The sequence below is a fragment of the Seohaeicola saemankumensis genome, from assembly GCF_042678485.1.
In the GTDB taxonomy this organism is placed as follows: Bacteria; Pseudomonadota; Alphaproteobacteria; order Rhodobacterales; family Rhodobacteraceae; genus Seohaeicola; species Seohaeicola saemankumensis.
Genome location: NZ_JBHTKR010000008.1, coordinates 53830 through 75058, shown reverse-complemented (window position 1 = coordinate 75058; position 21229 = coordinate 53830). Strand labels below are relative to the sequence as shown.

The window sequence follows — 21229 nt, the reverse complement described above, 5'->3', positions numbered from 1 at the left end:
GCACGCGGCTCCTCCGGCATACTGGCACCTGGGACGGCCGCGATCCGCTGATCGAGGTCGCCTGACACACAATCGGCCGAGGCCGTTCTTCGAACGCTATGCGACCTTTGTTCCAGGCAGGACGTAGCGCGCGTAAATGCGCGGCTCCGGGCCGACAATCTTGCTTCTGGGCTTTGGCGACGGACAGTTATGATTTGTCGGTCGTGCAGGCGCGGCAGCACATATCAGAACCGGACGGCACGCTTGTAGAAGTGCCATGTGGCATGGCCGAGAAGCGGCAAAACGATGATCAGGCCAATTAGTGCAGGGATCGACCCGATGAGTAGGAGCATGGCTATCACTACCCCCCACGTGGAGACGACCTTCGGGTTTTTGCGGAATACCTGATAGGACGTGTGGACCGCCCTTGGAACGCCGACATTCCGATGCAGCAGCAGTGGGAAGCTGACAACGCTGGTGGCCAGAGCAATCAGGGCAAAGCAGAACCCTACCGCGACGCCAGTCACGATCATCGTCCAACCGGCACTGGTGTACAGAACTTCCTGCACGAAACTGGACAGCGAGCCCGGTTGCTCGGGCCCCAAACCGCATCACACAGGCTGAGAGAAGGCTCAGGGAGGCGATTGTCTCTCCAAAGCAGGGTTGGCAGTCGATATGGGCAGAGATGCCCTGTCCGGGCTGAAATTCGTTCACGATGACCTGGTCTGGAATTGCTTGGAAATGACCTTCAGAGATCAACCGTTCCGCCAACTGCTGGTACAGCTCAGGCAATGGCCCAAGATAATCTTCCCGCCGGGCCTGCCGCGCTTTGTAGTCGTAGCGATAGCCATAATGCTGGACCCGCCGTTTCAGATCGGTGCGCCAGGGGGCTGCGTCGATCTCCTGGACGAGCCTGTCGGCCTCATCCTTTAGGATGTAGTTTTCTATGTAGGTTAACCCGTCCGGCCATTCATCCTGACGAAATGAGAGTTGGGTTGACCGCAAACTAAAGGTCCCCTGTGCCAACTACGAGCCACCGATTCCGACAGGTTTGATCGGTATATTCAGGTCGTCTTTTCAGCTCCATCATGACCATATGAGAACCTACGACATTGATGCCCTTGTTTCCCATCGGTGCACCAGCTTCTGAAACGAGTTTTTCGTAAAGCGCAGGATCTTCAGCTTTGAGAACCAAACCTGTGTCTTCGCGCCATGCAAACCAGAAATCATCTTCAGGATCTGCTTCTAGCGCGAGCCCGTGAACTGTTGTTTCTGTGGCGTAGAACGGCCAGGCGTCTCCGGGTAACAGCGATCGACCGTTGTCAAACTTGGGAACGATATCTGGTCTGAAATATGGTCGGTTCAGATCAATCAGAGCTTGTTTGCCGATGTTCAAGCCATTGGGAAGCTGCACGCAGCGCGTCGGAACTCCCCAGAAGAACCCTAGTGCAAGAACCGCAGAGAGCGTTCCGATTACCAAAAGGGAGCGGAAACTATCCATAGGCACTTCGCGCAGGATCCAAGTAGATTTCCCCGCTCAGCGTCCCTGACCAATCGTCAGTTATCGAATAAAGTTCACCGGTTTGAACCCCAAGCCGTTGAGGCCCACGCGGCGCAAGGCCGGTGCGTCCCCTGAGATAGTTGTTGAGGGGTCTGTGGATGTTCTCAAAGATGGTCTCTCCTGGATCGATCACCTCAATGCCTATGTCGGCGGGGTCGGCAAACTCGTCCCTCAAGTAGAATTCAAACGAGCCCTCCACGCTCAGGACACCATGCTGTTCTTCTACGTTCCCTGAAAATGCTCCGCCGATCACGGATCGCGCTGGCCGCACGTCTGGCAGCATCAGGGTTCTTCTCAACAAGAAAACGGTAGAGGCGCTGCACATCTGCCAGCGCCTCGGGCGACCAGATCAGTTGTGGCACTCAGGCGGCTTCTGATCGTGGCCTGCGGCGAGCTGGGCCAGCCAAGCGTCAGCCTCGGCATGTGTCACGTGCAGCCCGGTCTCCTGATAGGCGTTCCAGGCACGAATGCCGTCCTGGCGGAACGCTTCACGCTTTTCTTCACGCTCGACGTATTGGGCAATCGCTTCGCGCATCATCCAATGCGGGGATCTGTCCCGCGCTTCAGCAAGAACTTTCATGCGGCTGTGGCCGTCTTCGTCCAGTTTGACGGCAACAGGTGTTGGCATAGCTTTTACTCTATGGGTATCACTTTATAATACCTGTAGAGGGAAAGCATTATCAGAGCTTATCTGGTCAGGTTCTCCGCCAATCCCGTCGAGCCTTACGGTCCTGCCCTGACTGCTGGCGAGAAACGTAACTCGGTCAGCGGTCGCAATTTCACCTTCTGCTTCCAGGAGGGCCGCCATACGCTTGAAAAAGGCGTCAGCCCGTGAAATGCCACTTGCTGATGCTTCTGCGGCGACTTCCTCAATCAATGAATTATTGAATTCGACTAGTTCATCCAATTCGTTTCATTTCCCTATAACCGTCGAAGTTCGGCGCACCGGTTTCATTGCACACAGGAGACAAGCGTCCGAACGCAGGTTCTTGCATTCCCACTAAAATATCGTCGGCCGCAAGATTGGGCAGGTCAAGCGTCAGGTCCAACATCAACCAAGAAGGTGACCACCTCCCGACGTGGCCTTGGCATAACAAATTTGCTTTGGGCCATCCTATGCATAAAGCTTGCCAGAATTCAGTTTTGTTTCCAAGAAACCTGAATGCAAGCGACTGGAGAAACTGAACAAAAAGGTAGGTGGGGCGCTGTCGTTCTCGCTACTTTGCGGATCTTGCGAGCGACCTGACCACAACGTCGAATTCCGCTCATATTTTGACATCGTCACAACTGGCGAGGTTCGAACCGGGTCGCTTTAATGCTGTAGTGACCGAAGTCGAAGTGCTTAGCCGCACTTTAGGTAAACCATTTAGTATCAGAGACTTATAACATGAACTCCAAATCAGCGGAGTCATGAGGTCCGGAGAATACCGGCCCAGACAGACCGCTTCTGAGCATTAGTCCCCACCGGCCGGCGCTCAGCCTCTCCCGCACAACCCCTGAGTATAACGGAAAACTCCAGCCGCAGCCGGATAGGTAGATCAGTTTCAGAAGGATAAGTGGCGGAGAGACAGGGATTCGAACCCTGGAGACGGTCTCCCGCCTACACACTTTCCAGGCGTGCGCCTTCGACCACTCGGCCACCTCTCCGTTACGTGGCCTTCTATCCTCACATGTCAGGCGAATGCAAGACCCGGAATGGCAGGCTGGGGGACAGAATTCAGGCTATGGTCAAACAAAATTTGACAGCCCATGGCGTGAACATTGAGTCTTGCCGGAAGATGCAACATAGTTGGGCCGGACCCGTGGGCCATGCGTCTGTCTGGCTTGGCCCGCTCAAGGATCTTCACCACGACAAGGCCAATGCCCGCATGACCAATTTGCCGCCGCCCCAGGTTACGCAGCTTGCCCCTTCCACCGAAGGGGACAACGGATCGCAGGCGCTGCATGAAGCAACGGCGCGGCGCAGCGATGCCGGGCAATACTCCCGCATCCAGACCATCGCCCTGATCATCATCGCCTTCGCGGTGGTCCTGTTCCTGCTTGTGCAGGCGCAGTTCCTGCTGGTGTCGCTGGCCACCGCGATCGTGCTGTTCAGCCTGACCTCGGATGCGATCAACTTCATCGCGCGCCTGCAGGTGGGGCCATTCCGCATCCCGAACTGGCTGGCCAGCATCGCGGCGCTGATGCTGATCTCGGCCGTGCTGCTGTCGCTGACCTCGATCATCCTGAGCCAGGTGAACACGGTGCTGTCCACCGCGCTGGCCTATACCGAGCGGGCGCCCTTCGCGGTCGCTGCGCTTTTTTCCTGGTTGGGCGATGATATCGAAGCCTCGATCCTGAGCACCTTCCGCACCTCCGAAATCTCGGGCTACCTGCGTCAGATAGCGGCGCAGGCGGGCAATCTGCTGCAAGCCACCGTTCTGGTGATCCTGTTCGTGGGCTTTCTGTTCGCGGAACGGATCTGGTTCGACACCAAGCTGACGAATTTCTTTCGCGATGAAACACAGGCGAAACATGTCAGCCGCATCATCGGGTCGATCATTCACCGCGTGAACTATTACCTGCTGGTCAAGACCGCCGTCAGCATCGTGACGGGGCTGATGGTCTTTGGCGTGTGCAAGCTCTTCGCGCTGGAACTGGCGGTGGCGATGGGCATTCTGACCTTCGTGCTGAACTACATCCCCAATATCGGGTCGATCGTGTCCACGATCGTTGTAGCGCTGATTGCCTTTGTGCAGCTGGAAGATCCGTCCATGACCCTGGCGATCTTTCTGATCGTGACCTCGATCCAGTTCCTGAACGGGAATGTCATCGACCCGATGCTGATGGGGCATGCGCTGCGCCTGTCGTCCTTCGGGATCATCATCAACCTGGCTTTCTGGGCGGCGGTCTGGGGTATCCCGGGGATGTTCCTGTCGGTGCCGATCATGGTGGCGCTGATGATCATCTGCAGCCATATTCCCGAATTGCGCGGCCTGGCCGTGCTGCTGTCGCGCGAAGGCTTGCCGGACACGGAAAGGGACCTGCCACGGCTGCCTGGCGCCAGGGGGGCGGACAGCACCCGGCAGAAGGACCTGCATGATACCAACAAGGCCGCAGCGCCCGGGGAATGAGCCCCGGCGCCACGGCGTCGGATCGGGCGTCAGTCCTCGAGCAGCAGGGTGATGCGGCGGTTCTGGCGGCCTTTCTTTTCGAACTTGCCCAAGCTGACGCGGCCGATCTCGCCGGTGCGGGCAACATGGGTGCCGCCACAGGGTTGCAGATCGACCTGATCCGCCCCCTGCCCGATCCGCACCAGCCTGATCCGGCCCGTACCCATGGGTGGCATCACCGACAGCGTCTTGACCAGACCGGGACTCGCCTCAAGCTCCTCGTCGGTGATCCAGTCCTCGGTGACCGGCAGATCGCGGGCGATCAGCTCGTTCAGCTCTGCGGCCAGATCGTCACGATCGTCGGGCGCATCGGGCATGTCGAAATCAAGCCGCCCCTTGTCCGCGCCGATGGAACCGCCGGTCACGGGCAGCGGCACGATCACGGACAGAAGATGCAGCGCCGTATGTACGCGCATATGCCGATGACGCCGGTCCCAATCCAGCGTCTGCTGGATCGACGCGCCGACCGGGGGCAAGGGCAGCTTGTGCTCGCGCGCCTCGGGCAGCAGCATGATGTGCCCCCCTTCGGCCTTGCGGGCATCGGCAATCACGATGTCGCCACGCTCCCATGTCACCCGGCCGCTGTCGCCGGGCTGCCCGCCGCCGTGGGGATAGAAGATGCTGCGATCAAGGATCAGCCCCCCTTCGGGCGTATGGGCCAGAACCTTTGCTTCGGATTGCCTCAGATAGGCATCGGTGCGGAACAGCATATCCGTCATGTCATCGGTCTCCTTCGCCGCCGGAGTCGTCTCCGGCATCTCCCATATCGACATCGCGTATCGTGTCGGAGGGTGGCGTAATCTTTCGGTCGGTCGCCGCACCCTGCGCTGGCGTCACAGCGGCTTGCGGTGCCTTTGTGGCAGGCTGGGCATCGGCGCGCAGCACTTCGGGATTGCGGATCCAGACATCGCGTTGGGCAAAGGGAATCTCGATCCCCTCCTCGGCAAAGCGCTTGGCAATCTGGTGGTTCATCTCGGATTTGACCGCCATCATCCAGTTCACGTCCCGCAGGATCGCGCGGATCTCGAAATCCATCGAATCCGCGCCGAAACCCTGAAAGATGACGCCGGGCGCAGGCTGCGCCAGCACCAACGGATGCGCCTCGGCAATCTCGCGCAGCACGGCTTCGACCTTGCGGGTATCGGTGCCATAGGCCACGCCAACCGGCACGATCACCCGGCCCAGCGTGTTGCCGCGCGTGAAATTCGTGACCGTCCCGCTGACCAGATCGGCGTTTGGCACGATCACATCGGTGCGGTCGAAGGTCTCGATCCGGGTAGAGCGGACAGAGATGTCGCGCACATAGCCTTGCTGCCCCCCCACCTCGATCCAGTCACCCTCGGAAATGGGGCGTTCGATCAGCAGGATGATCCCCGAGACGAAGTTGGACACGATGTTCTGCAGACCGAAACCGATCCCTACGGACAGCGCACCGGCCACGATGGCGATGGAGGACAGGTCGATCCCCGCCCCGGTTATCGCCACCAGCGCCGCGATGAAGATACCGACATAGCCAAGCCCCACCACGATGGCGTTCTGCCCACCCGGATCAATCTTGGTCTTGGGCAGCACCGAGGTCCGCAGCGCCCCCTGCAGTGTGCGCGTCAAAGCATAACCCAGCGCAAAGATCAGCACGAAGGCCATGAAATCGGTCGGCGAGATGCGCGTCCCACCCAAGGAGAACCCTTCGCGGAAGCGGGCCCAAAGCTCTGTCAGATCGGCAATGCGCGCGCCCCAGATCAGGGCCAGCACAGGCATCGACAGGATCGTCAGCATAAAGCCGATCAACACCGGGATCAGCGCATCGGTCTGTTCGTCCGGGGCATGGGTGATCAGCGCATAGGTGTCGCTGACCAGTTTTTGCAGGATCAGAACGACACTCAGCAGCGCCAGGGACAACACATAGGGATAAAGCAGCGCATCAGCCGCCGCCGAATATCCGACCGCCGCCGCCAGGGTGGCCGCAACAGCCACGACCTTTGCGCCTTGCGACAACAGGCGCACAAGGCGGTTGCGATAGCTGGTTGCGTCTGCTTCGGACTCCTGCAAGGCCATCTGGCCCGTCATGAACTGACCCAGCCGGAACAGCACCAGCGCCGTCAGCATCAGGAAAGGAAACGCCAGCACAACGGCGCTTTCTTCCGAAATGTCACCGACCTGGACCAGCAGGTTGATCGCTTCATGGGTCACGACAAGAAAGGCAAGCGCAGTGCCGTAGTGACGCGCCTCGGCCCGGCGTTCGGCTTTTACATCCAGCGGGGGCTCGGACAGGCGGCTGGGGAACAGTCGCCCGACCAGCCAACGCGCACCCAGCAAGATCGCGGCCCATACCGGCAGGACACTGACGATCTGCGCCCCGCGAATACCGACCAGCCCGGTTGCGAACAGCGCCTCGGTCAGCACGTAGATGCCAAGCATCGGGATCACCACCTGGGTCAGAGACACCAGAAAGCCCCATACGTCCCGACCGCGTTGCAGCCGATCATAGAACCGCGCCCCCAACCGGGTTGCCCAGCGACGTCCGCGCAGCACCAGCACCAGTCCAAGGACCGTCAGCACAAGCGTCACCGGAAGATCCTTCAGCGTCGCCTCGCGCTGCGAGGGGGTCGCCCATGCATCCGAAGCCTCGGCGCCCAGTTCACGCAGCGTGTGCAGGATCGATTGCAGGCCCTGCGGCCAGAGAACCGGATTCAACGGGCTGGGACCCAACGTCAGAAGCGCGTCGGTCTGCCGTTCGCGGATGATCCGGTCAATCTCCGAGATGATGCCGTTGGCGCGGGTAAATGCCTCTTCCGCGGCCAGAACAGGCGCCTGCAACCGTGTCAGCTGCTCGGTCAGTTCCTTGCGGCGCGCGGCGATCTCTTCGGGTTCGGTCGCCCCTTCGGGCACAACGCCCAGGGCCTCGATCTGGGTTCGGATCGTCCCGATCCGGTTGCTGTTTGCTGATTGCGCCGCCAGGAACGCCTCGCGCCAGGAGACGACCTCGGCGCGCAGATCCTCAAGCGCCACATTCGAGGCACGACCGGCCTCGATCGCATCTTCGGCGCGGCTGGCCGTATCCTGCCAGGTTGGATAGTCAGGCCCGCTTGCCGCATCCTCGCTGGCGGTTTGCGCCGTTTGCTGGGCCTGTGCCGCCGCGTGCGGCAGCGCAAGACCAAGCACCGCAGCCAGAATGACAAGCGCCGCCAGGGCGGCAAGCCGCATGGCAAGGCGCGACAGGACCGCTTGAAACCGGATCATGTGTCCGCGAAGACGGACGGGATCGCGCGTCCGCTCCCTGTCAGCCAGTCGGGTTCGGGCAATCCCTTTTCACGCAGGAAACCGGGGTTGAACAGCTTGGACTGATAACGCGTGCCATAGTCGCACAGGATCGTCACGATCCTGTGGCCGGGGCCCATTTCACGGGCCATGCGGATCGCACCGGCGATGTTCACGCCCGAGGATCCGCCAAGGCACAGACCTTCATGGGCCAGCAGGTCGAACACGATCGGCAGGGCCTCGGCATCGGGGATGTTATAGCTGAAATCGGGGGTGAACCCTTCCAGGTTGGCGGTGATGCGCCCCTGCCCGATCCCTTCGGTGATCGACGACCCCTCGGCCTTCAGCTCGCCCGTGGTGTAATAGGCATGCAGTGCCGCGCCGTCCGGATCGGCCAGCCCGATCTTGACGCCCTTTGGTTGCAGGGCCATGCCCACACCCGCCAGCGTGCCACCCGACCCGACCGCGCAGATGAAACCATCGACCTTGCCGTCGGTCTGTTCCCAGACCTCGGGTCCGGTGGTTTCGATATGCGCCTGCCGGTTGGCCACATTGTCGAACTGGTTGGCCCAGATCACGCCGTTCGGATCGGTCTTGGCCAGCGCTTCGGCCAGCCGCCCGGAATAGCGCACATAGTTGTTGGGGTTCTTGTAGGGCGCCGCCGGCACCTCGACCAGTTGCGCGCCGGCAAGACGGATCATGTCCTTCTTTTCCTGGCTCTGGGTCTCGGGGATGACGATCACGGTCTTGAAGCCCATCGAGGCGCCGACCAGCGCAAGGCCGATACCGGTATTGCCCGCCGTCCCCTCGACAATCGTGCCGCCCGGCTTCAGCAGGCCGCGTGCGACGGCATCGCGGATGATGAACAGCGCGGCGCGGTCCTTGACCGACTGGCCGGGATTCATGAACTCTGCCTTGCCCAGGATCTCGCATCCGGTGGCTTCGCTCGCGGCTTTCAGCCGGATCAGGGGCGTTTTGCCCACTGCCTCGGCCAGATCATGTGCTACCCGCATCCCCAGTCTCCCGCTTGCCGTGTCGTCGATGTTTCGGGCCTTGGCCCCTACCTGACATCTAGTAGGCATCCGGGGGCCGGAACTCAAGGCATCGCGCGCAACCGCGCGCGGTGTCTTGCAAGCCAGTGCCCGGCCAGAACCAGCGGCCCCACGGTCAGAAGATCACGATCCAGCAGGTCCTGAAACCGCGCGAAAGACAGGATATGGCTGCGTATGTCCTCGTCTTCCGTCTCAACGCCGCCCAGATCGGCGCTCCGGTCGCCAAGATCGCAGAGGCCGACGAAGATGTGAAAGAACTCGGATGTGGACCCTGGCGAGGGATAGCTTGAACTGACCCGCTCCAGATGGCGCAGCACCAGCCCCGCCTCTTCCCCGGCCTCGCGATGCGCGGCCTGTTCGGGGGTCTCGCCCGGATCGACCCGGCCGGCAACAGGTTCCAGCGGCCAGGGCGACAGGTCACCCCGCGCATAGGGACCGGCGCGGAACTGTTCGATCAGCAGGACACTGTCGCGCACCGGATCATAGGGCAGCAGGATCGCCGCATCCGCGGCCACGAAGACCGCGCGCTTGACCACCGGGCTTTGCGTCCCGTCAAAGCGGCGAAAGGACAGGTGATGTTCTTCCACCGCGAAGAAATCGGCATAGGGTCGCGCCAGACCCTGCGGCGTGACATCGGCGCGGGTCATCCCGCTGCCGGGCAGGGCCGGATCTGTCTGCGGCCCGGCCAGGCGCGCTGCCACGTTTGATGCCGCACGGGCGTGGATCATCGGATACATCCGCGCAATCTCGGTCGGATCGCGGTGACCGAAATAGTCCATCATCTCTGACGCGGCGGCGACATTGATCGCACCCCAGCGCGCTTGCCAGTCGGTCAGATCAAACGCATCTGCCGGCTGCCAAAGCCCCGCATCGGCAAACCAGACCTGCGCCTCGGTCACGCCCGTCTGGGTATGCACCCGCCGCAGGGCCAGATGATAGCCAAACCCGCCCTCGTAGAAATTCAGCCGCGCCATATCCGCGTCGCCGAGGCCGGTCAGCAACAGCCCATTGGCCTGCGCGCCGGTCTCGGGCACCAGGATCGGAAACGCCTGCCCCTGCGCCCACCGCGCCAGATGATCGGGCAGCACCGCCTGTTCCAGTTGTCGCGCGTCCACCGGATGGCCGACCACCATCTCGAGAAGCGGCAGATGCCGCAGCGTGCCATAGACAAAAAGCGCCGTCATGCCGGTCAGCGCCAGTACCGAGAGGAGATTTCCGCAAGCACCGCGGCGATGGCACCGCCAATCAACAAGGTCCCAAGCACTGGCAGGGTCGCCATGGTCTGGGCATGATCCATGCCGATGCGAAACATATCGGTCAAAGCCTCGACGGGCCCGTCATAGCGCCGGCGCAGGGACAGGCGCAGCATTTCATAGCCCGCCTGCGTGAACAGCCCCCAGAAGATCAGCGCCACGGCGCCGGTCAGGCCATTGTTGATCGCAGGCACGATGCCGCGCCCGATCCGTGACCCGATCACAACCCATCCGGTGATCACGCCAAGGCCAAGGTTCAGCAGGGAAAACCAGCCGAATTGCGTCCCCTCGGGCATCAGCGGCTTGATCAGCTCGGACCCCAGAAATCCGACCATGCCCAGCATGAGGGCCGCGACCAGTCGGGGAGCTGTCAGCATTTATCCGGGCCTTGTCACTGTGATCTGCGTCACATCGCAATTTCCGCTATGGAACGTCGCAGCGCAAGAGGTCAGGTAATAATTCCACATCCGGCGGAACCGATCGTCAAAGCCAAGCTCGGCCACCTGGTCCCATTTCTCGTTGAACGTGTCATACCAGCGGCGCAGGGTCTGGCTGTAGCTTTCCCCGAATTCGATCGAGCGCGAAAAGGTCAGCCCCGCACGCTCCACCTCGCGCTTGAGCACGGCAGGCGATGGCAGCATACCGCCGGGGAAGATGTATTTCTGGATGAAATCCACCCCGTTGCGATAAAGCTCGAAGCGGTGATCCTGCACCGTGATGATCTGCAGCGTCGCACATTTGCCCGGACGCAACCGCTCGCGCAGCGTGTCGAAATAGACGGGCCAGTATTTCTCGCCCACAGCCTCGAACATCTCGATGCTGGCTATGCCGTCATAGACGCCCTTCTCGTCGCGGTAATCCTGCAACTTGAAATCGACCATATGCGAAAGACCAGCCTTTTCAATGCGATCCACGGCATAGTTGAACTGCTCTTTCGAGATGGTCAGACAGGTCACGCGCAATCCGCGTTCCTTGGCCGCATATTCGGCGAACCCGCCCCAGCCACAGCCGATTTCCAGCACGTGATCGCCCGGCTGCGCGCCCATCTGATCCACCATCGAGGCATATTTCGCGATCTGCGCCTTTTCCAGGCTTTCCTGTCCGCTCTCGAACATGGCGCTGGAATAGGTCATCGTGTCATCCAGCCACAGACCGTAGAAATCATTCCCCAGATCGTAGTGATAGCTGATGTTCTTGCGCGCCTGCTTCTTGGTGTTCGACCGCAGGAAATGGCGCAGCCGCTCGAAGGCGCGCACAAAGACCATGCCCGGATAGCCGTCGAAGATCGCGTCATTATCGGCATGGATCAGGTCCATGAAGGCCATCAGGTCCGGCGTGCTCCACCAGCCATCCAGATAGGCCTCGCTGAAGCCCAGATCCCCCTCGCGGATCAGCCGCGCGAAGCAATCGGGATTGTGGATGTGCAACTCGCCGACCGGGCCGGGGTTCTTGCCCTCTGCCCGGAACACGCGCCCATCGGGCAGGACAATGTCCAACCGCCCGTTGGTCAGGCGTTGCGCCACCGCAAAACCGCGCGCGAAATAGCGTGGCAGGTTGGATTGATTGTCGGTACTTGTCAGGATCATCCGCGTCTCCATCAGGCAGGTCTTCTTTTTATATACGCGGGACGACCCGCTCAAGTTTCGGGTTGACCCCGGTTTTGCGACAGCTCGAACAAAAGCACCTAGAACCCGCGGTTTTCATAGGCCGCCAAGGCAGCCTTGCGCCCATCTTCCGCCGTTACGACGGGCGCCGGATACGGATCTTGCGGCGTCAGTCCCCAGTGGCGCGGTATCGCGCGGAAATAGGACAACGCGGTGTCCGACGGTGTCTTGCGCCCCTCGGCGATCCATTGCGCGACATAATTGCCTTTCGGATCGAATTTGTCGAGTTGCGTGACAGGGTTGAACACCCGGAAATAGGGCGCGGCATCGGGCCCGGACCCCGCCGCCCATTGCCACCCCATCGCATTGGATGCCGGATCCCAGTCGATCAGGCAGTCCTCGAACCACTTCAGACCGATCTTCCAATGGGTCATCAGGTGCTTGGTCAGATAAGAGGCCACGATCATCCGGCCCCGGTTGTGCATCCGGCCGGTGACATACATCTCACGCATGGCCGCATCGACAAAGCGTATCCCCGTGCGCCCCTGTTTCCAGGCGATGACATGGGGGTGATCCTCATCCTCGTTCCAGCCAAAGGCGTCCCAATCGGGCTTCCAGTTACCCGTCAAAAGATGCGGGGTGTGATACATCAGGTGATAGGCAAACTCGCGCCAGACCAGTTCCTTGAGAAATGTCTCGGCCCCCGCCTTGCCCTCGGCCAGGGCACGTTGCCCGGCGTGCCAGCACTGATGCGGGCTGATCTCGCCCAGGGCCAGGTTTTCCGACAACAGCGAGGTGCCGGCCACATGCGGCTGGTCGCGCGTCTTGTCATACACGCCGACCCATCGGTCGATGAATTCCGCAAGACGGTCCTGTGCCGCACCCTCGCCCAGCCTGACATGCGGGCGCACCACATCCGCGCCCCGGTTCATCGCGGCCCCCATCCGCCAACTGTCCAGCGTATCCGACGCAGGCCAGGCATCTGGCGCGGGAATGCGTGACGGGGCGGACAAGGGCGCATCCACCTCACGCCCCCGCACGGCGTTCCACATCGGCGTGTAGACCCGGTAATAGCCGCCGGTCTTGGTCGCCACGGTCCATGGCTCGAACATCAGATGGCCGCCAAAGCTGCGGGCCTCGATATCCTGCGCCTTCAGCGCGTCCTTGACCGCGGCATCGCGGGTTTGCGCCTGGGGATCATAAAGCCGCGACCAGTAGACCGCGCGCGCGCCGGTTTCGGCGATCAGATCGCGCAGGCTGTCCAGCGCCGGACCACGCCGCAGGATCAGGCGGCTGCCCTTGTCGCGCAGGGCCTTTTCCAGCGCCTCCAGCCCCAGGCCCAGCCGCCATTTCGGCGCCGCGCCCAATTCCGCGAGGGCATCGTCATGGATGAAGACGGGGATGACCGGACGCCCCTGCGCCACCGCCGCCGACAGCGCCGGGTGATCGGTCAGCCGCAGGTCACGCCGGAGCCACAGAATTACAGGTGAGGTATCCGACACGAGAGAAGCCGCCTTGTTATTGCTTTGATAACGATACGGGCCAGACCGCTGATCGGATTAAAGAATTTCGTCCAACGCCGACATCAGCCGATCCATGTCGGCCTGATCGGTATAATGCACGAAACTCAGCCGCAGCACGCCCTTGGCCAGATCGACCCCCATGCCTTGTAGCGCGCGCCCCGCATAGAAATCGCCGCCCCCCGCCATCACCCCGAACGGTGCCAGGCGTTCGGCAAGATCGCGGCCCGCATGGCGCGTCTCGATCGCCACGGTGGGGGCACGGCTGACAGCATCGCGCGGCCCCAGCACCCGGACCGAGTTCTTGGCGCCAAGGTGATCCAGCAACGGTTGCAACAGCCGCACCTCATGGGCGCGCATCAGGTCATGCACGCCCGTGGCGCGCTCTGCGGGCGTGCCTTGCAGCCCGTGATGATCCGCCAGCGCGTCGATGTAATCGGCCATTCCGGCGCAGGCCGCGATCTGCGCGTGATCGGGACCCGCAGGGGTGAAGCGCTTGTACAGCGCCTCGCCGTTGAAATGATGCCCCTGATTGGGCAACTGGGTCCCCAGCGCTCGGCGGACAACCATCAGGCCCTGATGCGGCCCATAGGTCTTGTAGGCCGAGAACAGGTAGATATCCGGCCCCATCAGCCCCACATCGGGAAAGCCATGCGGCGCATAGCTGACACCATCGACACAGACGAAAGCGCCCGCCGCATGGGCCATGGCGGTGATCTCGACCACCGGGTTGATCTCGCCCACCACGTTGGAGCAATGCGGAAAGCATACCAGGCGCACGCTTTCGTCCAGCAGCGGCTCCAGATCTTCGGGGTTCAGATGGCCCGTCTCGGGGTCATGCCGCCATTCGCGGATCTCGATCCCGTCGGCCTCCAGCCTGCGCCAGGGGCCTGAATTGGCTTCATGATCCTGGTTGGTGACCACGATCGCCTCGCCCGGTTTCATCCATTGGCGAAAGGCCTGGGCCAGCGCATAGGTATTGGCCGTGGTGGACGGGCCAAAGGACAGCTCGTCCCGCTCGACCCCCAGCATGGCAGACAGGCGCGTGCGCGCCTCGTCCATCTCGGCGCCACCCAGGCGGCTGGCCTCATAGGGGCCATAGGGCTGCACCTTGCGCTCGGTATAGAAGCGGGTCAGCCGGTCGATCACGGGACGGCAGGGATAAGAGCCGCCCGCGTTCTCGAAAAAACTTTGACCGCGAAGGCTGTCCACGGCGAAGGCCGGGAATTGCGCCCGCACGAAATCCACATCCAGCATCATCTTGTCCCCCGTCGGTCTTTGCGCGCAGACTGATGCCAGCGTCGCCCCGCGTCAAGCTGACGGGGCGACGCAAGATTGTGCTTGCCGCAAGGTCAGGCGTTCACATCCACCACGACACGGCCGCGCACCTGACCGCGCAGGATCTCGGCGCCCAGTTCCGGCAGATCGGCCAGTGTCGCGGGCTGGATCATCGCCTCAAGCTTGTCCATCGGCAGATCGCGCGCGATCCGCTCCCAGGCCCGCAGACGGTTGGCATAGGGCTGCATGACGCTGTCGATGCCAAGCAGGTTCACGCCCCGCAGCAGGAACGGCACCACCGTGGCAGGCAGGCCGGCGCCCCCCGCAAGCCCCACCGCCGCAACGGATGCGCCGTATTTCATCTGCCCCAGCACGCGCGCCAGCATGGCGCCACCCACCGCATCGACGCAACCGGTCCAGGTCTCGCTTTCCAGCGGCCGCTTCACCGTCTCGGCCAGCTCCTCTCGCGGCACGATCCGGGTGGCGCCCAGATCGCGCAGATAGGCTTCGGTTTCGGGCCGTCCGGTCACGGCGGCCACATCATGCCCCAGCGCCGCCAGGATCGCGACCGCAACCGATCCGACCCCGCCGGCCGCACCCGTCACCAGAACCTCGCCATGGCCCGGCTTCAGCCCGTGATCCTCCAGCGCCATCACCGCCAGCATCGCGGTGAACCCGGCGGTGCCCACGGCCATGGCCTGCCGCGTGCTCAGCCCCTGGGGCAACGGCACCAGCCAGTCGGCCCGCACGCGGGCCTTCTGGGAATAGCCGCCCCAATGTGCCTCGCCCACGCGCCAGCCGGTCAGCACGACCTTGTCACCGGGCTTGTAGCGCGCATCCGACGATGTCTCGACCGTGCCGGCAAAGTCGATCCCCGGCACATGCGGATAGTTCCGCACCAATCCGCCACCCGGTCCGATGCACAGCCCGTCCTTGTAGTTGACCGTGGAATACTCGACCGCCACCGTCACCTCGGCTTCGGGCAGGTCCGCCTCGCTGATCCGCTGCACCGAGGCGCTGGTTTTTCCGTCCTCGTCCTTTTCGACAACCAATGCGTTGAACATGGCTCTTCTCCTTCCAGTGATCGGCAAGGGGTCGGCCCTCGCCTTCATCGTTCTTCAAATACTCAAGATCCGTCGTTCACAGCCAGGGCCCGTCCTCGGGCATAAAGAACAGATCCGACACCGGCGCCTTGACCCCTGCCGCCGTCAGCATCGCATGGATCTGGCCCCGGTGATGGGTCTGGTGGTTGAACATATGCACGATCAGCGCGCCCTTGGGCCGTGTCACATCCTGTTTCATGAAACCCGAGTACCAGCTCAGATCCCCCACCAGATCCAGCGCGGTCACCCTTTCGGCCCAAAGCAGGATACGCCCGTCCATGCGGAAGCGCGCGGCGCTCCAGGTGGCGAAGGTGGGATGCAGCGTGGTCGATTGCGCGATCCCGCCGGCTGGCAGTTCCGTTCCCTGGAAACGGGCCATCCACATCTGGTCGCCCCACAGCAGATGGTTCGCAGTCGCCAGGATCGACCCGAAGAACGCCCCGCGATCCGCGCGCAGCGCCGCATCCGACAGCCCCTCCATCGCAACCATCAGCTGCTTGTTCTGCCAGGCGTTATAGCGCGCCATGGTCAGGACATAGCCCGGATTGATCATCGACACCCCCTGCCCGTTTCCATCGGCTCAGCGCGGCCCGTGCCAGTCGATCTGGCAGATCTCGGCGCTGCGGCCATCGAAATCCCAGACCCGGCCGAAGGCGCGCACGCGGCCCTTGGTGGCGGTGGCCACCGTGATATCGGGGCCCATCCAGTATTCGGTATTGGTGACCACGATTTCCTGGTCGGGGTCCTTGCCCGCGACCGGCACGATCTCGCCCTGGATCGCCTTGCCCACCATCAGGCGGCGCGCCTTGCCTTCCGTCTCGAAAATCACCGGCGCGCGTTCGGCGCCCAGGAATTCGCTGACCAGAACCTTGAACAGACCCGTCGTGCCGCGCGCCGCACCCGAGAAGATGTTGACCAACCCCTCATAGGCCGCGTCCGAGGCGCGCTCGTCGATATAGGCCGCCGCCTTCCAGTTGCCGCGCGACATCAGGCCGGGGATCTCCAGCAACAGGCCCACGTTCAGCCCGCTGATATCCTCGTCGCCGTAATGGCCCTCGTCGATGCGGATACCCGACCAGGCCTGGCAGTACCCTTCCGTCGGCGCATGTTTGCCAAGCGACACGACGCAGGGACAGAACACCGTGCAATTGCAGTTGAGGATCAATTCCCCCTTGATCGCCCAAGGCACCGTGCCCACCGCGTTCTGATCCAAAGCCATGTCTTTTCCTCCTTCAGACGGCGCCGAGCGCCAGAATAACAGCAGATATGATCAAGACTGCCCCCAGAGGCCGGGTCAGGACACGGCCGAACCGGGGCAGTTTCTCGAAAACCATGATCAGGGTCGCCAGCCCCATGAAGGCAATGTTCATCACGCCGCCCACGAAGGCCAGCAGCATCAGCGCCCAGCAGCAGCCCAGACAGACCAGCCCCAGCCTGACCCCGTTGCGCAGCGCGCCTTCTTCCCAATGCGCCATGAAGAATGTCAGCGGCGCGCGGCATTTGCTCAGGCAGGCGTCCTTGACCGGCGAGAACTGGTAAAGCCCCGCCACCAGCAGCAAGCCCGCCGACAGCCAGACCGACAGGCTGTCGCCAAAGGCGCTGATCAGGCCCGCGCCGAACAAGGCCATCTGCAATGCGGCCGCCAGAACGGAAAAGCCAAGCCAGACAACCATGTAGCCCGCCACCAGCAGGCCGAACCGGGTCTGGGTGCTGCGGCCAAGATCATCATAGGTGGCAAAGGCGGGCAGCGCCGTGGGCGCCATCATCGCCGCCACCATCAGGGCCCACATCAGGGTGACGCGGCCAAACCCGGCCGCATCCGGCGTGACGGTGCAAAGGCTTTCCCAGAACTCCGCCCCGAAAATGCGGGCCGAGGCGCGCAGATCAGCCGGCAGCGCCATCGCATAAAGGATCACCCAGGCCCCCAGGATCGCCGCGAACAGCGCCAGCCAATGCGGCGCGCCCATCGCCCTGATCCTGTCTGACAGCATGGCCCCCTCCTCCGAAGGCCGCGACTCAACCCGCCGCCTTCCGCTTGCAATTAAATTGTCAGACAATTACCTTCCGCGTAAAGCCCCAATTGTCAGACAAATGAAACTGGACCACGCAAGCCCCAAGGACCTGGACCTGTCTGCCCAGATCGCCGCCGCGATCCGGGACGAGATCGTGTCAGGCAAGCTGATCGTGGATGCGCGCCTGCCTTCCGAGTCGGAACTGGCCGAACATTTCGCCGTCTCCCGCCCCACGGTGCGCGAGGCGCTGAAACGGCTGGCGGCGCAATCCCTGATCCGCACCCAGCGCGGCGCGACCGGCGGCGCCTTCATCAACCGGCTGTCCTTCGCTGAGGCATACGGCCAGCAGATCACCACCTCGACCCTGCTCTTGTCGATGAACGCCGTCAGCTTCGATGTCGCCTGCGAGGCGCGCTATGCGCTGGAACGCGCCTGCGCGCCGCTGTCCGCTGCCAGGCGCGCGCAGGATCATCTGGACAGGATGCGCGCCGAGATCGCGCGCCAGTCCCGCCCCGGCCTCTCGGACGAGGATTTCTGCGCCTCGGATGTGGCCCTGCATCGCGCATTGGTGGATGGGGCCGGCAATCCCGTCCTGTCCTATCATCTGGCAGGCGCGGTCGAGGCCATGCAGCCCCTGATGAACATGATCACCTTCACCGCCCGGTCGCGCGGGGCGATCATTGGTCTGCACACGCGCATCGTGGATGCAATCCAGGCGCAGGATGCCAGCGCCGCGGATGCCGCGCTGAGCGAGCTTGCCGATTACACGCTGACCCTTGGGCGCGATGTGATGGCCGCGCACGCCAAGGGCGGCGCAGCCTAGGTCGGCATCCCGCATTTGCCCCCTTCAAAACCGCGCGCGCCTGCCCTATATAGAAACTGTCTGGCAACAGACTATGGACATAAACGCGCTCGTAATAAGCGGATCGGACCCGGGGGCGGTACCCGGCAGCTCCACCAAAACCCGTTCATTTGACGGCAATGGGGCTGAAACAGGATCGACGAACGTCTAAAGGGGTATGCTTTGTCTCGGTGAGGTACCACCGTTATCGGTCCGAAAAGTACAATTGCAAATGACAATCGTGCTCCGGTGGCAATGGCCGCGTAAGCGGTCGGAGAAACCGAAAACTAAGCCCTTGGGCCTAGCAGCTTAAGGCGGGGTTCGCAGGCACCTGGCAACAGAAGCCTGCACTTCATTCCCATATTGACAGGGCCGTGCGGAAACGTGCAGATGTCCCCAGGGGGCCTGCCGCGACTGCCCCGTGAGGCCAAGGCCCAAAGTCGCATCCACTGACGTGACAGAGGATGTGCCATGCCCAGCACCCGTGAAATTACCGTGTCCCAACTCAATCGCCTGATCGGCACGCCCGATTGCCCCGCGATTGTGGACATCTGCCTGCAAGAGGATTTCGACGCCGCGCCTGTCCTTGTTCCGGGGGCTTTCCGCCATTCGCACAGCGATATCCCCGGCCTGATCCGTCGCCTTGACGGCAAGCCCGCGGTCATCCTGTGCCAGAAGGGCCGCAAGCTCAGCCAGGGCGTTGTGGCCTGGCTTGCGTCCGAGGGGCTGCAGGCCGAATATCTCCAGGGCGGCATGCAGGCCTGGCGCGCCGCCGAGGGCACGCAATCGCTGCCCTTTGCGGCCCTGCCCGACCCGGTAGAGGGCGCAACGCTCTGGGTCACGCGGCACCGCCCCAAGGTGGACAGGATCGCCTGCCCCTGGCTGATCCGCCGCTTCGTCGATCCCGCGGCAAGGTTTCTGTTCGTCTCACCTGCCGAAGTCGCCGCCGTCGCTGACCGGTTCCGCGCGACGCCCTTCGATGTCGAAGGCGTCGTCTTCAGCCACCGGGCCGATACCTGCACCTTTGACACGATGCTCCAGACCTTTGGCCTGACCTCGCCTGCCCTGCACCGCCTGGCGCTGGTCGTGCGCGGCGCGGATACCAATCGGCATGATCTTCATCCTGCCGCAGCCGGGCTGCTGGCCATGTCCGTGGGCCTGTCGCGTCAGTATCGCTGCGATCATGCACAGCTGGACGCGGGAATGATCCTCTACGATTCGCTTTATCGTTGGGCACGTGACGGACATGAGGAAGGCCATGACTGGCCCGCGGCAAGGACCTGACGGATGCCGGCAATCTCCACGCCTGACCTGATCCGCGTCTTCGGACGCATTGGCCTTCTGTCTTTCGGCGGGCCTGCCGCGCAGATCGCGCTGATGCAGCGCGAACTGGTCGAGGAGCGGGGCTGGCTTGATCAGGCCGAATTCCTGCGCGCGCTATCCTTTTGCATGTTGCTGCCCGGCCCCGAGGCGATGCAGCTGGCCACCTACGCGGGCTGGCGCTTGCGCGGCACGATGGGCGGGCTGATCGCGGGGCTGCTGTTCGTGCTGCCCGGGGCCATGGTTATCTTTGCACTGGCGCTGGCCTATGCAAGCTATGGCCAGCTCGCGGTGGTTCAGGCGCTGTTTCTGGGGATCAAGGCCGCTGTCGTCGTGATCGTGCTGATGGCGTTGCGCGGACTGGCCCGACGTGCCCTGCGCGGGCGCGAGGACGTGGCGCTGGCCCTGGCCTCCTTCTTGGCGATCTTCGCGCTGCAACTGCCCTTTCCGGCGATCATCGCCGCCGCGGCCTTCTGGGGGTTGTGGCGCGGCAGGCAGGCCGCCGACGGGGCACGCGCCGCTGCCCCGCCATCAGGCGCCGTGCCCTTGCGGCAAACCCTGTCCACCGCTGGCCTCTGGCTGACCCTGTGGCTGGTGCCGCTGGCGCTGCTGATCGGTTTCGAAGGCGGCGTTCTGGCCGATCTGGCGCTGTTCTTTTCCACCCTTGCCATCGTGACCTTTGGCGGCGCCTATGCCGTGCTGTCCTACATGACGCAGACCGTCGTCACCGATTTCGGCTGGCTGACCACGGCGCAGATGATCGACGCGCTGGGGCTGGCCGAAACGACCCCCGGCCCGCTGATCCTGGTCACGCAATTCGTGGGCATCCTTGCCGGGATCGCGCAAGGCGGCGCCGCCTTGGGCATCGCGGCCGGCATTGTCGCGCTCTGGATGACCTTTACCCCCTGCTTTTTATGGATATTCACCGGCGCACCCTACATCGACGCGCTGGCGCACCGCCCAAGGCTGCGCGGGGCCTTGGCCAGCATCACCGCCGCCGTGGTCGGGGTCATTCTCAACCTGTCGCTCTGGTTCGCGCTGCATGTGCTCTTTGCCCGCGTGACATCTACCCGGCTCGGCCCGCTGCCCGACTGGAGCAGCTTTCAATGGCAGCCGGCCCTGCTTGCCGCGCTGGCCCTTCTGGTCCAACTGCGACTGGCGTTACCGCTTCCGGTGTTTCTGGCGGTAATGGCCCTGGCGGGTTACGCCATCAGCCTTGTCCCCGTCTGACCCGCGCCTGCGGGCATGATCGCTTTTTTTGTGTCCCCGTCTTTTGTTTCGTTCCGAATCCCCTAT

22 protein-coding genes, 1 tRNA gene, 1 other RNA gene and 1 pseudogene are annotated in these 21229 nt (G+C 62.8%); 5 read left to right on the top strand and 20 right to left on the bottom strand.

Translation table 11 applies throughout. The features are described 5' to 3' along the window. Window positions 1–224: 224 nt before the first annotated feature. From ACFQ3C_RS17970 to ACFQ3C_RS17935, 8 genes and pseudogenes are all read right to left on the bottom strand, one after another. Window positions 225–548 (bottom strand): DUF2189 domain-containing protein, encoded by a 324-nt coding sequence (locus tag ACFQ3C_RS17970; protein WP_380794795.1) that lies wholly within the window; start codon window positions 546–548, stop codon window positions 225–227. A gap of 82 nt (window positions 549–630) precedes the next feature. Beyond that, window positions 631–771: pseudogene (locus ACFQ3C_RS17965) on the bottom strand (alpha-ketoglutarate-dependent dioxygenase AlkB); the annotation flags it as partial. Window positions 772–985: 214 nt separating this feature from the next. Beyond that, complete coding sequence (locus tag ACFQ3C_RS17960) at window positions 986–1480, bottom strand: hypothetical protein (protein ID WP_380794793.1); 495 nt, start codon at window positions 1478–1480, stop codon at window positions 986–988. Window positions 1481–1722: 242 nt separating this feature from the next. Further along, window positions 1723–1863, bottom strand: coding sequence for a hypothetical protein (locus ACFQ3C_RS17955; protein WP_380794813.1), 141 nt, complete (start codon window positions 1861–1863; stop codon window positions 1723–1725). Between the two features lie 26 nt (window positions 1864–1889). Then, window positions 1890–2168 carry a CopG family ribbon-helix-helix protein gene (locus ACFQ3C_RS17950; protein ID WP_380794790.1) on the bottom strand — a complete coding sequence of 93 codons (279 nt, stop codon included), beginning with the start codon at window positions 2166–2168 and terminating at the stop codon, window positions 1890–1892. A 24-nt stretch (window positions 2169–2192) separates the two neighbouring features. Continuing rightward, a complete protein-coding gene (locus ACFQ3C_RS17945; RefSeq protein WP_380794787.1) occupies window positions 2193–2447 on the bottom strand; it encodes a hypothetical protein in 255 nt (84 codons plus the stop codon). Further along, on the bottom strand, window positions 2440–2592 hold the full coding sequence (locus ACFQ3C_RS17940) for a hypothetical protein (RefSeq protein ID WP_380794784.1): 153 nt from the start codon (window positions 2590–2592) through the stop codon (window positions 2440–2442). The genes ACFQ3C_RS17945 and ACFQ3C_RS17940 overlap by 8 nt, the downstream gene beginning before the upstream one ends. Before the next feature lie 505 nt (window positions 2593–3097). Next, window positions 3098–3187 (bottom strand) — tRNA-Ser (locus ACFQ3C_RS17935). 131 nt (window positions 3188–3318) lie between these two features. On the opposite strand from ACFQ3C_RS17935, the gene ACFQ3C_RS17930 reads away from it, so the two are divergent. Beyond that, window positions 3319–4653, top strand: a complete 1335-nt coding sequence (locus ACFQ3C_RS17930; protein ID WP_380794781.1) for an AI-2E family transporter — start codon at window positions 3319–3321, stop codon at window positions 4651–4653. A gap of 29 nt (window positions 4654–4682) precedes the next feature. On the opposite strand, the gene ACFQ3C_RS17925 is transcribed toward ACFQ3C_RS17930, so the two are convergent. The 12 genes from ACFQ3C_RS17925 to ACFQ3C_RS17870 form a co-directional block, all read right to left on the bottom strand. After that, window positions 4683–5411, bottom strand: a complete 729-nt coding sequence (locus tag ACFQ3C_RS17925) for an alanyl-tRNA editing protein (protein ID WP_380794779.1) — start codon at window positions 5409–5411, stop codon at window positions 4683–4685. Between the two features lies 1 nt (window position 5412). Next, entirely contained in the window at window positions 5413–7932 is a 2520-nt protein-coding gene (locus ACFQ3C_RS17920) for a DUF3772 domain-containing protein (protein WP_380794776.1), read from the bottom strand. Continuing rightward, the gene (locus tag ACFQ3C_RS17915) at window positions 7929–8963 is read right to left on the bottom strand and encodes a cysteine synthase A (protein WP_380794774.1); all 1035 of its coding nucleotides are present in this window, start codon (window positions 8961–8963) and stop codon (window positions 7929–7931) included. The genes ACFQ3C_RS17920 and ACFQ3C_RS17915 overlap by 4 nt, the downstream gene beginning before the upstream one ends. Window positions 8964–9046: 83 nt before the next feature. Continuing rightward, a complete protein-coding gene (locus ACFQ3C_RS17910) occupies window positions 9047–10186 on the bottom strand; it encodes an NUDIX domain-containing protein (RefSeq protein WP_380794772.1) in 1140 nt (379 codons plus the stop codon). 5 nt (window positions 10187–10191) lie between these two features. Continuing rightward, window positions 10192–10632 carry a TrgA family protein gene (locus ACFQ3C_RS17905; protein WP_380794769.1) on the bottom strand — a complete coding sequence of 147 codons (441 nt, stop codon included), beginning with the start codon at window positions 10630–10632 and terminating at the stop codon, window positions 10192–10194. After that, on the bottom strand, window positions 10633–11841 hold the full coding sequence (locus tag ACFQ3C_RS17900) for a class I SAM-dependent methyltransferase (RefSeq protein ID WP_380794767.1): 1209 nt from the start codon (window positions 11839–11841) through the stop codon (window positions 10633–10635). It lies immediately after the preceding gene. A 98-nt stretch (window positions 11842–11939) separates the two neighbouring features. After that, window positions 11940–13361, bottom strand: a complete 1422-nt coding sequence (locus tag ACFQ3C_RS17895) for a cryptochrome/photolyase family protein (RefSeq protein WP_380794764.1) — start codon at window positions 13359–13361, stop codon at window positions 11940–11942. Between the two features lie 57 nt (window positions 13362–13418). Then, window positions 13419–14639, bottom strand: a complete 1221-nt coding sequence (locus ACFQ3C_RS17890) for an aminotransferase class V-fold PLP-dependent enzyme (protein ID WP_380794762.1) — start codon at window positions 14637–14639, stop codon at window positions 13419–13421. 92 nt (window positions 14640–14731) lie between these two features. Continuing rightward, window positions 14732–15721, bottom strand: a complete 990-nt coding sequence (gene acuI, locus ACFQ3C_RS17885; protein WP_380794759.1) for an acryloyl-CoA reductase — start codon at window positions 15719–15721, stop codon at window positions 14732–14734. 76 nt (window positions 15722–15797) lie between these two features. Continuing rightward, complete coding sequence (locus tag ACFQ3C_RS17880) at window positions 15798–16313, bottom strand: DinB family protein (protein WP_380794811.1); 516 nt, start codon at window positions 16311–16313, stop codon at window positions 15798–15800. A gap of 27 nt (window positions 16314–16340) precedes the next feature. After that, window positions 16341–16979, bottom strand: a complete 639-nt coding sequence (locus ACFQ3C_RS17875; protein ID WP_068290039.1) for a DUF1326 domain-containing protein — start codon at window positions 16977–16979, stop codon at window positions 16341–16343. A gap of 13 nt (window positions 16980–16992) precedes the next feature. Further along, window positions 16993–17727: a DUF2182 domain-containing protein gene (locus tag ACFQ3C_RS17870; RefSeq protein ID WP_380794808.1), complete on the bottom strand. Its 735-nt coding sequence runs from the start codon at window positions 17725–17727 to the stop codon at window positions 16993–16995. A gap of 124 nt (window positions 17728–17851) precedes the next feature. On the opposite strand from ACFQ3C_RS17870, the gene ACFQ3C_RS17865 reads away from it, so the two are divergent. The 4 genes from ACFQ3C_RS17865 to chrA all read left to right on the top strand — a co-directional run bounded on the left by ACFQ3C_RS17865 (window position 17852) and on the right by chrA (window position 21163). Continuing rightward, window positions 17852–18595, top strand: a complete 744-nt coding sequence (locus ACFQ3C_RS17865; RefSeq protein WP_380794757.1) for a FadR/GntR family transcriptional regulator — start codon at window positions 17852–17854, stop codon at window positions 18593–18595. Window positions 18596–18614: 19 nt separating this feature from the next. Continuing rightward, window positions 18615–18965: a transfer-messenger RNA gene (gene ssrA / locus ACFQ3C_RS17860) on the top strand. Between the two features lie 119 nt (window positions 18966–19084). Further along, complete coding sequence (locus ACFQ3C_RS17855; RefSeq protein WP_380794755.1) at window positions 19085–19897, top strand: chromate resistance protein ChrB domain-containing protein; 813 nt, start codon at window positions 19085–19087, stop codon at window positions 19895–19897. Window positions 19898–19900: 3 nt separating this feature from the next. Further along, window positions 19901–21163, top strand: coding sequence for a chromate efflux transporter (gene chrA / locus ACFQ3C_RS17850; RefSeq protein ID WP_380794752.1), 1263 nt, complete (start codon window positions 19901–19903; stop codon window positions 21161–21163). The last annotated feature ends 66 nt before the right edge of the window (window positions 21164–21229 follow it).